Raw genomic sequence first — 13,936 nt, forward strand, 5'->3', positions numbered from 1 at the left:
CTGGTGACTGTTCCGCTACCGCCATTGCCCCGCCGCCGCCCATCCCGCCGGCGCCGCCCTGACCGCCGAAGCCGAACAGCGCGCCGCCGCGACCACCGTCTCCGCCGATACCGCCGGTGCTGCCGGAACTGAGCGCATCCGCGCCGACGCCGCCGGTACCGCCGGTGCCACCGCGCCCTCCGGTGGCGACGCCGCCCACGCCGGTGCCGCTGCCGTTGCCGCCGCGGCCACCGGCACCTCCCGCGGCACCGGTGCCGCCGTCTCCGCCGTTACCGGCATTGCCGCCACCGCCCTGGGCGCCGGCGGTGGCGGTGTTCGCGGTACCGCCATCCCCGCCCGTGCCACCCGGTGCGCCGGGGCCACCCTGACCGCCACGGCCACCCGTACCACCGAACGCGCTACCCGAGGCGGGTACTCCGGGAGAGGACGGGTCGGCATGGCCGCCCGCGCCGCCGTTGCCTCCGGGCGCGCCGAAGTTGCCGTTCACACCCTGGTCGCCGGGGCCGCCGTCACCGCCGGTACCGCCGCCTGCGGTCCCCACGTTGCCCGCGTTCATCCCGCGGCCGCCGATCACCCCGTCGCCACCGGCCTGCCCGGGCGCCGCACCGGGTGCACCGGGCTGGCCGGGGCCCCCGTTGAAAACACCCGGGTTCCCATTGGCGCCGGTGGCCGCCGCGGGCGGAACCGGCAATTCGGGTGGCGGGGCGGGTGTCGGATTCACCCCGTTGCCGCCGGCGGCGCCGGCCCCGCCGGTCCCACCGATGCCACCGTTACCGAAAAGACCTGCGCTGCCACCATTTCCGCCGGCGCCACCGATCCCGCCGGTCGCGGCTGCGCCGCCCGTCCCGCCGGCCCCGCCGTTGCCGTACAACCAACCGCCGGCGCCGCCCGCGCCGCCGGCGGTGGCAATCCCACCCGTTGGGGCTCCACCCGCTCCGCCGATTCCGCCGTGCCCGATCAGCCCGGCCGCTCCGCCGGCGCCGCCGGCTTGGCCGGGCCCGCCGTTCCCGCCGTTCCCGCCGTTGCCCCATAACAGCCCGCCCGGGCCGCCGGCCTCACCGGGGCCGCCGTTGGCACCGTCGCCGATCAGCGGCCGTCCCAGCAGTGTCTGTGCCGGTGCATTGACCGCATTCAGCAGTTGACTTTGCACCGTGGCAAGGTTCGCGCTCTCGGCGCTCGCATAAGACGCGGCACTGCCGGTCAGCGAGCGCACGAACCCGTCGTGGAAGGCCGCCGCTTGCGCGCTCAGCGATTGGTAGCTCTGGCCGTGCACACTGAACAGCGCCGCGACCTGGGCCGAGATTTCGTCGGCGCCGGCCGCGAGGACTGCGGTGGTTCGGGCCGCCGCCGCGGTGTTGGCGGCGCCGATCGTGGACGCGAGGCCCGTCAAATCCCCGGCCGCGGTCGTCAGCATCTCCGGAGTGGCAACAACGAACATTTCACGCCCTACTGGTCATCCCGACAATTCGCAGAAGAATCCCGTGCGGGGAAAGAGTCAGTCAAGCGGCAGACCGATATTCAAAGCACTGGCCAAAAATTTCGACAAATAGTGCGATCGTCGGGCGCAATTGCGCCGATGTAAAGCCGCTCGACGTCGGTGAGTCGTCAGTTCAGGCGGTGCTGGTCAAGCGTGCCTCGTCGACTGCGCGCTGCCACTCGATATGGCGGTGCTGCAAGCCCGGCTCATTGCGACCGAGCAGAAGGTGTTCGCGCGCACCGGATTCCAGGTTAGCCTGCAACTTCTCCACCAGTCGGTAGTCCTCGTCGCGGACGGTGGCGTGCGCGTACTCGAAGACGGCTTGCGCACCCGCGGCCACCGACTCGTCCGACATGTCCAGCGGCGTCGAATTCTGATGGACGGTAATCGATCGCCCCGGCCGATCGCCCGGATAAACCCGGAATAGCTCGCCGTTGGCCATGGTCACCGAAATGACGATATTGGGGAACAGCGCATAAATGACGACAAAGTTGTTGAACGGAATCCACTGGTCTTCGGGAACATTGTCCAGATCGAGGATGCTGTTGAGCGGAAAGATCAGCCGGTGATGCGGCCCGTACGCGTCGAACACCGTGCAGTTGCTGCGCGCGATGGTCGCAAAAGTTTTCTCGTGCACGGTGGCGAAGTGGTAGTTCTCGGCGAAGGTGTCGATCGCCAACTTCCAGTTGATCGGGGAGTCGAGCACCTTCTCGCCCAGTGGCGACCAGCGTCCGATGCCCCACGAGTCGAGTTCGTCGGCCAGCGGTCCCAGATGCGCCGCGACGTCCAGCGTTGCCCCGGGTTTCAGTGCGACCCAAAGGAATCCGGCGAACTCGGCGGCCGGCAGCTCGGTCAAGCCGTCAGTCTTCAGCGTCGTCTCGGGAAATCCTTCGCGGCCGGGCACCGCAACCAGCCGGCCCGCATTGTCATAAGTCCAGGCGTGGTAGGGGCAGGTGAACCGCTTGGCGACGCCGCAGCCCGAGGCCACTTGCGATTGGCGATGCAGGCAAACGTTGTCGAAGGCCTTGATGGACCCGTCGGCCGTCCTGGTCAACAGGATGGACCGGCCCATCACCGTCTTGGTGCAATACGCGCCGGGCCGCGGCAACTCCGACACGTAGCCGACCAGTTGCGGGCTCGCCAGCACCATGGCCCTGTCCCGCTCATGGCGGTCGACGGAGGTGTATTCGCGGGCATCGACCCGGTGCGGTGCCGGCGCAAGGTCGGTTGTCTTGTCGCGGGCCAACTTCAGCGCGCGCCGCGTGAGGTCGATGAGTTGGTCGTGATCCATCGGAACTCCCGTCGGGAGTGGTTGCCGGTAACTTTATTAACTTTATAGTGACAGCGTTTCGGGCGCCGCCTCGACCCTGACCGGGGGCGTAACCGTTGCCAATGTGATGCATTGGCGATGGGTGTGGCCAATGTGACCAATGATGAACTTGTCGTACCCTGTGGCGCATGTCCGTTTCCCGACGCGACGTGCTCAAATTCGCCGTGGCAGCTCCGGGCCTGATAGGCCTGGGCGTCGCGGCCGCGTCACTGAATGCCGCCCCGGCGTCGGCGGCGCTGGGCACTCTGCTGGACTACGCGGCCGGCGTCATCCCGGCCAGCCAGATCAAGGCGGCGGGCGCGGTCGGCGCGATCCGTTACGTCTCTGACCGACGGCCCGGCGGCGCCTGGATGCTGGGCAAGCCGATCCAGCTCGCCGAGGCGCAGGACCTGCACGCGAGCGGTCTCAAGATCGTGTCGTGCTACCAGTTCGGCAAGGGCAGCACATCAGACTGGTTGGGTGGGGCCGCCGCGGGCGTGCAGCATGCCAAGCGCGGTGCCGAGTTGCACGCCGCCGCCGGTGGTCCGGCCAGTGCCCCGATCTATGCCTCGATCGACGACAATCCGTCATTGGAGCAGTACAAGAACCAGATCGTGCCTTACCTGCGGTCGTGGGAGTCGGTGATCGGGCGTCAACGAACCGGTGTGTACGCGAACTCCAAGACCATCGAGTGGGCGGCGAACGACGGCCTCGGGGCTTATTTCTGGCAACACAACTGGGGCTCGCCGAAGGGGTACACCCACCCGGCCGCGCACCTGCATCAGGTCGAGATCGACAAGCGCACCGTCGGCGGCGTCGGGGTGGATATCAACGAGATCCTCAAGCCGCAGTTCGGGCAGTGGGCCTGACCGTCGGTTTCTAAGACTCCGGTATATAGATTCCAGCAAACACTCGTTCGCTCAAATTCCACCGTCGGCTACACCGGTGAATTTGTTGGGCTCCGGCCGGCTTGACAACATGTGCCCGCCGCGCCCGAGAATTTTGAGATAACGATTTGGTAACAATACTGCTTTGAACAGCGAAGTTATAGCTACTCGACCGTAACCACCTGCATGCAGCACGTTTGTCGGCGGGGCCCGCGCCGGCGGTTTGAACCGGTGTTACCCACAACACGGTTACCCGCGCGTAGAACTCGCCAGTAACCAAGCGACGCCAAGAATCCGTATAGATCCTTATGACACTCTTATTGGGACTTGGTGCATGCATGGCGCCGCTCGACGACGTGCCGGCCGCCCGTTCAACGCACCGGTCAGACGACCATCGGCCGTGATTCGACGCGGAATCGCCCGAAGTCAACAGGCCCGCGCGGGGGAAGGGGTCCACAACCGCTGAACGGGCCGCGACGCAGAAGACGCATATAGGGAGAGAACGAAGTGACGATCCACGAGCACGACCGGGTGTCCGCAGACCATGATGACAGTGGCTCGTCCAACGCTCGTGCCCTGGTGGATCGCCTGACGGCAGGCGAACCGTATGCCGTCGCCTTCGGCGGCCAAGGCGGCGCCTGGCTGGAGACCCTCGAAGAGCTGGTATCTGGGGCGGGGATCGAATCGGAGCTGGCGACTCTCGTCGGTGAGGTCGAGCTGCTGCTGGAGCCGGTCGCCAATGAACTCGTCGTGGTTCGTCCGATTGGTTTCGAACCGCTCCAATGGGTACGTGCGCTGGCGGCCGAGGACACCGTTCCCTCCGACAAGCACCTGACGTCGTCGGCCGTCTCGATACCGGGCGTGCTGCTCACCCAACTGGCGGCCATCCGTGCGCTGGCCCGACAGGGCATGGACCTCATCGAGACGCCGCCGGTGGCCCTGGCGGGACACTCGGCTGGCGTGCTGGCCGTGGAGGCGCTGCAGGCGTCCGGAACGCGCGACGTCGAGCTGCTGGCAATGGCCCAACTCATCGGAGCCGCCGGCACGCTGGTGGCCCGTCGGCGCGGTATCTCGGTGCTCGGTGACCGTCCGCCGATGGTGTCGGTGACCAACGCCGACCCGGAGCGCATCGGCCAACTCCTCGACGAGTTCGCCCAGGATGTGCGGACGGTGCTGCCGCCGGTGCTGTCCATCCGCAACGGCCGCCGATCGGTGGTCATCACCGGGACGCCCGAGCAGTTGTCCCGCTTCGAGCTTTACTGCAACCAGATTTCGGAGAAGGAAGAGGCCGACCGCAAGAACAAGGTCCGCGGCGGCGACGTCTTCGCGCCCATGTTCGATCCGGTGAAGGTCGAGGTCGGCTTCCACACCCCGCGACTGGCCGATGGCATCGACATCGTCGGCAGCTGGGCGGAGAAGGTGGGCCTCGATGTCGCGCTGGCGCGCGAGCTGGCCAACGCGATCCTGGTCGAGAAGGTCGATTGGGTCAACGAGATCACCCGGGTGAACGACGCGGGTGCCCGGTGGATTCTCGACCTCGGTCCCGGTGACATCCTGACCCGCCTCACCGCCCCGGTCATCCGCGGCCTGGGGATTGGCATCGTGCCCGCGGCCACCCGTGGCGGTCAGCGCAACCTGTTCACCGTCGGAGCCACCCCGGAGGTGGCCCGCGCCTGGTCGAGCTACGCCCCGACGGTGGTCTGCCTTCCCGACGGCAGGGTCAAGCTGTCGACCAAATTCACCCGGCTCACCGGCCGGTCGCCGATCCTGCTGGCCGGCATGACGCCGACCACGGTGGACGCGAAGATCGTCGCCGCGGCCGCCAACGCGGGGCACTGGGCCGAGCTGGCCGGCGGCGGTCAGGTCACCGAGGAGATCTTCGCCAACCGCATCGAGGAACTGTCCGGACTGCTCGAACCCGGTCGCACCTACCAGTTCAACGCGCTGTTCCTCGACCCCTACCTGTGGAAGCTGCAACTGGGCGGCAAGCGGCTGGTGCAGAAGGCCCGCCAGTCCGGCGCGGCAATCGACGGCGTCGTCGTCAGTGCCGGCATTCCGGACCTGGAGGAAGCCGTCGAGCTGATCGAAGAACTCAACGACATCGGCATCAGCCACGTCGTGTTCAAGCCCGGGACCATCGAGCAGATCCGATCGGTGATCCGCATCGCCACCGAGGTGCCCACCAAGCCGGTGATCATGCACGTCGAAGGCGGCCGGGCCGGCGGACACCACTCGTGGGAAGACCTCGACGACCTGTTGCTGGCGACCTACTCCGAGCTGCGCTCGCGCTCTAACATCACCGTCTGCGTCGGTGGCGGCATCGGTACCCCGGAACGGGCCGCCGAGTACCTGTCCGGTCGCTGGGCACAGGACTACGGTTTCCCGCTGATGCCGATCGACGGCATTCTGGTCGGCACCGCGGCGATGGCCACGCTGGAGGCGACCACCTCACCGTCGGTCAAGCGGATGCTGGTCGAAACCCAGGGCACCGATCAGTGGATCAGTGCCGGAAAAGCCCAGGGCGGCATGGCTTCCAGCCGCAGCCAACTCGGCGCCGACATCCACGAGATCGACAACAGCGCCTCGCGGTGCGGTCAGTTGCTTGACGAGGTCGCCGGTGACGCGGATGCCGTCGCCGCGCGACGCGACGAGATCATCGCCGCGATGGCCAAGACCGCCAAGCCGTACTTCGGTGACGTCGCGGAGATGACTTACCTGCAATGGCTGCGTCGCTACGTCGAGCTGGCCATCGGCGACGGCGATTCCACCGCTGACACCGCGGCCCCGGGCAGCCCGTGGCTGGCCGACACCTGGCGTGACCGGTTCGAGGAGATGCTCAAGCGCGCCGAAGCGCGTTTGCACCCACAAGATTTCGGCCCCATCGAAACCCTCTTCGCCGACGCCGCACAGCTGGAGAATCCCGAACAGGCCATCGCCGCTCTGCTGCAGCGCTACCCGGACGCCGAAACCGTTCAGCTGCATCCCGCGGATGTGCCGTTCTTCGTCACCCTGTGCAAGACGCTGGGCAAGCCGGTCAATTTCGTGCCGGTGATCGACAAGGACGTCCGCCGCTGGTGGCGCAGCGACTCGCTGTGGCAGGCGCACGACGCCCGCTACGACGCCGACCAGGTGTGCATCATCCCCGGCCCGGCCGCGGTAGCCGGTATCACTCGGCTCGACGAACCCGTCGGTGAACTGCTGGACCGCTTCGAGCAGGCCGCCATCGAGGAGGTGCTCGCCGCCGGCGTCAAGCCCGAGGACGTCACCTCGCGCCGGTTGGGGCGCCCGGACGTCCGGGGCCCGCTGGCCGTCGTGCTCGACGCGCCCGACGTATTGTGGGCGGGGCGTACCACCACCAACCCGGTGCACCGGATCGCCGCGCCGGGTGACTGGCAGGTTCACGAAAACCGAACCGCCACACACACTTCCACCGGCTCCCGGCTCCAGGTCAACCCGGACGGGTCCAGCGTCGTGCTCAGCGTGCCCATCTCGGGCACCTGGATCGACATCGTGTTGCGGTTGCCCGCCAACACCGTCGACGGCGGCATTCCGGTGGTGTCCACCGAGGACGCCACCGCCGCGATGCGTTCGGTGCTGGCGATCGCCGCCGGCGCCGACGGGCCCGAGTCACTGCCCGAAGTCCGCGACGGCGCCGCCACGGTGACGGTCGACTGGGACCCCGAACGGGTCGCCGACCACACCGGGGTCACGGCCACGTTCGGTGAGCCCCTGGCGCCCAGCCTCACCACCGTGCCCGACGCGCTGGTGGGTCTGTGCTGGCCCGCCGTGTTCGCCGCGATCGGCGCCGCGACGACCGAGGTCGGCGTGCCCGTGGTGGAGGGACTGCTCAGCCTGGTGCATCTGGACCACGCGGTCCAGCTGGCCGACCGACTGCCCGCCGTCCCCGCCCAATTGACAATCACCGCAACGGCTTCGGCGGCCACCGACACCGACATGGGCCGGGTGGTGCCGGTACTGGTCACGGTCACCGGAGGCGACGGTGCGACCATCGCGACGATGGAGGAGCGGTTTGCGATCCTGGGCCGCACCGGCCCGGCCGAACTCTCCGACCCGGCCCGGGCCGGGGGAGCGGTCTCGGAAAATGCCACCGACACCCCGCGGCGCCGCCGCCGCGACGTCACGATCGGTGCGCCGGTCGACATGCGCCCGTTCGCCGTCGTGTCGGGCGACCACAACCCGATCCACACCGACAAGGCCGCGGCGCTGCTCGCCGGCCTGGAATCGCCCATCGTGCACGGCATGTGGCTGTCGGCCGCCGCGCAGCACGCCGTGACCGCGACCGACGGCCAGGCCCGGCCGCCGGCCCGGCTGGTCGGCTGGACCGCGAGGTTCCTGGGCATGGTGCGTCCCGGCGACGAGGTGGACTTCCGTGTGGAGCGGGTCGGAATAGACCAGGGCGCAGAGGTTTTGGAGGTCAGCGCCCGGATCGGTTCGGACCTGGTCATGTCGGCGAGCGCCCGGTTGGCCGCCCCGAAGACCGTCTACGCCTTCCCCGGGCAGGGCATCCAGCACAAGGGCATGGGCATGGACGTGCGGGCCCGCTCCAAGGCCGCCCGCAAGGTCTGGGACGAGGCGGACCGATTCACCCGCGACACGCTGGGCTTCTCGGTGCTGCACGTGGTCCGCGACAACCCCACCAGCATCATCGCCAGCGGTGTGCACTACCACCATCCCGACGGCGTGCTGTTCCTGACGCAGTTCACCCAGGTGGCGATGGCCACGGTGGCGGCCGCGCAGGTCGCCGAGATGCGCGAGCAGGGCGCGTTCGTCGAAGGCGCGATCACCTGTGGCCACTCGGTTGGCGAATACACCGCGCTGGCTTGTGTCAGCGGTGTTTTCGAACTCGACGCGCTGCTGGAGGCCGTGTTCCACCGCGGTTCAAAGATGCACGACATCGTGCCGCGCGACGAGCTGGGGCGCTCCAACTACCGGCTGGCCGCGATCCGGCCCTCCCAGATCGATCTGCCGGACGACGAGGTCACCGAATTCGTCGCGGGGATTGCGGCGAGTACCGGTGAGTTCCTGGAGATCGTCAACTTCAACCTGCGCGGCTCGCAGTACGCGATCGCCGGAACCGTGCGCGGCCTCGAAGCGCTGGAGGCCGAGGTCGAGCGGCGCCGCGAAATCACCGGCGGCAAGCGGTCTTTCATCCTGGTACCTGGCATCGACGTGCCGTTCCATTCCCGGGTGCTCCGGGTCGGGGTGGCCGAGTTCCGCCGCTCGCTGGAACGGTTGATGCCGCGCGACAAAGACCCCGACGTGATCCTCGGGCGCTACATCCCCAACCTGGTTCCGCGGCCGTTCACCCTCGACCGCGACTTCATCCAGGAGATCCGCGACTTGGTGCCCGCCGAGCCGCTCGACGAGATCCTCGCCGACTACGACACCTGGCGCAACGAGCGGCCGCGTGACCTGGCCCGCAAGGTGCTGATCGAGTTGTTGGCCTGGCAGTTCGCCAGCCCGGTCCGCTGGATCGAGACGCAGGATCTGCTGTTCACCGAGGAAGCCGCGGGCGGCCTGGGTGTGGAGCGGTTCGTCGAGATCGGTGTCAAGACCTCGCCGACCGTCGCCGGGCTGGCCACCAACACCCTCAAACTGCCCGAATACGCCCACAGCACAATCGAAGTACTCAACGCCGAGCGCGACGCCGCGGTGCTGTTCGCCACCGACACCGACCCGGAGCCCGAGGACGAGCCCGCGGAGGTGGCTGGGGATTCCGACGCGGCCCCCGAGGTCGCGGCGACGCCCGAGGCTACGCCGGCGCCGGCGCCCGCCGCGCCCTCCGGGGGCCCGCGCCCCGAGGACATCGGCTTCGACGCGGCAGATGCCACCCTGGCCCTGATCGCGATCTCGGCCAAGATGCGCATCGACCAGATCGAGGAGCTGGACTCCATCGAGTCGATCACCGACGGTGCGTCGTCGCGGCGCAACCAGTTGCTCGTCGACCTTGGTTCCGAATTGAACCTCGGCGCCATCGACGGTGCCGCCGAGGCCGACCTGGCTGGGCTGCGTGCGCAGGTGACCAAGCTCGCCCGCACCTACAAGCCTTTTGGCCCAGTGCTTTCCGATGCGATCAACGACCAGCTGCGCACGGTCCTCGGGCCGTCGGGTAAGCGCCCCGGCGCGATCGCCGAGCGGGTCACCAAGACCTGGGAGCTGGGCGAGGGTTGGGCCAAGCACGTCACCGTCGAGGTCGCGCTGGGCACCCGCGAGGGCACCAGCGTGCGCGGCGGAGCCATGGGCCACCTGCACGAGGGCGCCCTGGCCGACGCCGCAACGGTGGACAAGGTCATCGACGCCGCGGTGACCGCGGTGGCCGCCCGCCGCGGTATCGCCGTGTCGCTGCCGTCGGCCGGCGGTGGCGGCGGCGCCACGGTGGACGCAGCCGCGCTGAGCGAATTCACCGACCAGATCACCGGACGCGACGGCGTGCTGGCTTCGGCGGCCCGGCTGGTGCTGGGCCAGCTCGGACTGGACGAGCCCGCGTCCGCTGTGTCGCCCGGAGCCACCGACGCCGAGCTGATCGACCTCGTCACGGCCGAATTGGGTTCAGACTGGCCACGTTTGGTGGCGCCGACGTTCGACGCCAAGAAGGCCGTCGTTTTCGACGACCGGTGGGCCAGTGCCCGCGAGGACCTGGTCAAGCTGTGGCTGACCGACGAGGGTGACATCGACGCCGACTGGGTGCGGTTGTCGGAGCGCTTCGAGGGCGCCGGCCACGTGGTCGCCAACCAGGCGACCTGGTGGCAGGGCAAGTCGCTGGCCGTGGGCCGGCAGATCCACGCCTCGCTGTACGGCCGGATCGCCGCCGGTGCCGAGAACCCCAACCCCGGCCCGTATCACAACGAAATCGCGGTGGTGACAGGCGCTTCCAAGGGGTCGATCGCGGCGTCGGTGGCCGCCAAACTGCTCGACGGCGGCGCCACCGTCATCGCCACCACCTCGAAGCTGGACGAAGAGCGACTTGCCTTCTACCGCAACCTGTATCGCGACCACGCCCGGTTCGGCGCGGCGCTGTGGGTGGTCGCGGCCAACATGGCGTCCTACTCCGACATCGACGGACTGGTCGAGTGGATCGGCACCGAGCAGATCGAAAGCCTTGGGCCGCAGTCGATTCACATCAAGGACGCACAGACCCCGACGCTGCTGTTCCCGTTTGCGGCACCGCGGGTGGTGGGTGACCTGTCCGAGGTGGGCGCGCGCGCCGAGATGGAGATGAAGGTTCTGCTGTGGGCCGTGCAGCGGCTGATCAGCGGGCTGTCCAAGATCGGCGCCGAGCGCGACATCGCGTCCCGGCTGCACGTGGTGCTGCCCGGATCGCCCAACCGCGGCATGTTCGGTGGGGACGGGGCTTACGGCGAGGCGAAGTCGGCGCTGGACGCCGTGGTCAGCCGTTGGCACGCCGAATCCTCGTGGGCGGAACGGGTCAGCCTGGCGCACGCGCTGATCGGTTGGACCCGCGGCACCGGGCTGATGGGCCACAACGACGCCATCGTCACGGCCGTCGAAGAGGCCGGCGTCACCACCTACTCGACCGACGAGATGGCGTCGATGTTGCTCGACCTGTGCGACGTGGAATCCAAAGTCGCCGCGGCCAGTTCGCCGATCAAGGCGGACCTCACCGGCGGTCTGGCCGAGGCGCAGCTCGACATGGCCGAACTGGCGGCCAAGGCCCGCGAGGAGATGTCGGCCGACGCCGGCAGCGCGGACGACGAGGCGACCGAGGGCACCATCGCCGCGCTGCCGTCGCCGCCGCGCGGCTACACCCCGGCACCGCCGCCGGAATGGGACGACCTCGACGTCGACCCGGCCGACCTGGTGGTGATCGTCGGCGGCGCCGAGATCGGCCCCTACGGCTCGTCACGGACCCGCTTCGAGATGGAGGTCGAGAACGAGCTCTCGGCCGCCGGTGTGCTCGAGCTGGCCTGGACCACCGGCCTGATCCGCTGGGAGGACGACCCGCAACCGGGTTGGTACGACACGTCTTCCGGTGACCTCGTCGACGAGGCAGAACTGGTGGAGCGCTACCACGACGCGGTCCTGGAACGCACCGGCATCCGCGAGTTCGTCGACGACGGCGCGATCGACCCCGACCACGCGTCCCCACTGCTGGTTTCGGTCTTCTTGGACAAGGACTTCAGCTTCGTGGTGTCCTCGGAGGCCGACGCGCGCGCATTCGTCGAATTCGACCCGGAGCACACCGTCGTGCGGCCGGTGCCGGACTCGACCGACTGGCAGGTGACCCGCAAGGCCGGCACCGAAATCCGGGTTCCGCGCAAGACCAAGCTGTCCCGCGTGGTGGGCGCACAGATCCCGACCGGGTTCGACCCGACGGTGTGGGGCATCAGTCCCGACATGGCGACCTCGATCGACCGGGTCGCGCTGTGGAACATCGTCGCGACCGTCGACGCGTTCCTGTCCGCGGGATTCAGCCCGGCCGAGGTGATGCGTTACGTACACCCGAGCCTGGTGGCCAGCACGCAGGGCACCGGGATGGGCGGCATGACCTCGATGCAGACCATGTACCACGGCAACCTGCTGGGCCGGAACAAGCCGAACGACATCCTGCAGGAAGTGCTGCCGAATGTCGTTGCCGCACATGTGATTCAGTCCTATGTCGGCAGCTACGGCTCGATGATTCACCCGGTGGCGGCATGCGCGACCGCCGCGGTCTCGGTCGAGGAGGGCGTCGACAAGATCCGGCTCGGCAAGGCCGAGCTGGTAGTGGCCGGCGGGCTGGACGACCTGACGCTGGAGGCCATCATCGGCTTCGGCGACATGGCTGCCACCGCCGACACCGGCATGATGCGCGGCCGCGGCATCCACGACTCGAAGTTCTCCCGCCCCAACGACCGGCGGCGACTGGGCTTCGTGGAGGCCCAGGGCGGCGGCACGATCCTGTTGGCCCGCGGCGATCTCGCCCTGCGGATGGGTCTGCCGGTGCTGGCCGTGGTGGCCTACGCCCAGTCCTTCGGTGACGGCGTACACACCTCGATCCCGGCGCCGGGCCTCGGCGCGCTGGGCGCGGGTCGCGGCGGCAAGGACTCCGCGCTGGCGCGCGCGCTGGCCAAGCTGGGTGTCAGTGCCGACGACGTGGCCGTGGTTTCCAAGCACGACACGTCGACGCTGGCCAATGACCCGAACGAGACGGAGCTGCACGAGCGGCTCGCCGACTCGATGGGCCGCTCGGTGGGCGCCCCGCTGTTCGTGGTGTCGCAGAAGAGCCTGACCGGTCACGCCAAGGGCGGCGCGGCGGTCTTCCAGATGATGGGGTTGTGCCAGATGCTGCGCGACGGGGTGATCCCGCCCAATCGCAGCCTGGACTGTGTCGACGATGAGCTGGCCGGGGCCGCGCACTTCGTCTGGGTGCGTGACACGTTGCGCCTGGGCAGGAAATTCCCGCTCAAGGCCGGCATGCTGACCAGCCTCGGGTTCGGCCACGTGTCGGGTCTGGTCGCGCTGGTGCACCCGCAGGCCTTCATCGCCTCGCTCGAGCCCGGGCAGCGCGCCGACTACCAACGACGTGCCGACGCTCGGCTGCTGGCCGGGCAGCGTCGCCTGGCCTCGGCTATTGCCGGAGGCGAGCCGATGTACCAGCGGCCGCCGGACCGTCGCTTCGACCACGACCTCCCGGAGAAGCCGCAGGAGGCCTCGATGCTGCTGGATCCGGCTGCCCGGCTGGGTGACGGCTCGATCTACGGTGCGAGCCAGGTTTCCGAATGATTCGGGCCATCCGTTAACCTGGCCAGCCATGGGCATCGTCGGGATCGGGATTGACCTTGTCTCCATTCCCCATTTCGCCGAGCAGGTAGACCAACCCGGGACGGTATTTGCCGAGACGTTCACCCCGGGCGAGCGCCGCGACGCGTCCGACAAGAGTTCCTCGGCGGCGCGTCACCTGGCGGCCCGCTGGGCGGCGAAGGAAGCGGTGATCAAGGCGTGGTCGGGTTCCCGGTTCGCGCAGCGGCCGGTGCTGCCGGAAGACATTCACCGCGACATCGAAGTGGTCACCGACATGTGGGGCAGGCCGCGGGTGCGGCTGAGTGGTGAGATCGCCAAGCATTTGGCCGATGTGACCATCCACGTCTCGCTGACCCACGAGGCCGATACGGCGGCGGCGGTGGCGATTCTGGAAACCAGCTAGGTCCCGCGAGCAGACGCAAAAGCCCCCGCACCCCCCCCCGGGGGGGGGCGTTTTGGGTATCCCCCGCCCGGAGGGGCGCCGCCCCGAGGGACCCGCCT

At 68.8% G+C, this 13,936-nt stretch carries 5 protein-coding genes; 3 read left to right on the forward strand and 2 right to left on the reverse strand.

Annotated features, from left to right (window positions below; translation table 11 throughout):
* The coding region (locus tag A9X01_RS03920; protein ID WP_065119381.1) for a PE family protein at positions 1–1,438 on the reverse strand (1,438 nt) is incomplete at its 3' end.
* 172 nt (positions 1,439–1,610) lie between these two features.
* Positions 1,611–2,768: an aromatic ring-hydroxylating oxygenase subunit alpha gene (locus A9X01_RS03925; protein WP_065119382.1), complete on the reverse strand. Its 1,158-nt coding sequence runs from the start codon at positions 2,766–2,768 to the stop codon at positions 1,611–1,613.
* A 167-nt stretch (positions 2,769–2,935) separates the two neighbouring features.
* Here A9X01_RS03925 and A9X01_RS03930 point away from each other — a divergent pair, with 167 nt between their 5' ends.
* The 3 genes from A9X01_RS03930 to acpS all read left to right on the forward strand — a co-directional run bounded on the left by A9X01_RS03930 (position 2,936) and on the right by acpS (position 13,838).
* Complete coding sequence (locus A9X01_RS03930) at positions 2,936–3,655, forward strand: DUF1906 domain-containing protein (RefSeq protein ID WP_065119383.1); 720 nt, start codon at positions 2,936–2,938, stop codon at positions 3,653–3,655.
* A gap of 525 nt (positions 3,656–4,180) precedes the next feature.
* Entirely contained in the window at positions 4,181–13,417 is a 9,237-nt protein-coding gene (locus tag A9X01_RS03935) for a type I polyketide synthase (RefSeq protein WP_065119384.1), read from the forward strand.
* 28 nt (positions 13,418–13,445) lie between these two features.
* The gene (gene acpS / locus A9X01_RS03940; RefSeq protein WP_065035497.1) at positions 13,446–13,838 is read left to right on the forward strand and encodes a holo-ACP synthase AcpS; all 393 of its coding nucleotides are present in this window, start codon (positions 13,446–13,448) and stop codon (positions 13,836–13,838) included.
* Positions 13,839–13,936: the final 98 nt, after the last annotated feature.

It is taken from the genome of Mycobacterium asiaticum, from assembly GCF_001668675.1.
In the GTDB taxonomy this organism is placed as follows: domain Bacteria; phylum Actinomycetota; class Actinomycetes; order Mycobacteriales; family Mycobacteriaceae; genus Mycobacterium; species Mycobacterium asiaticum_D.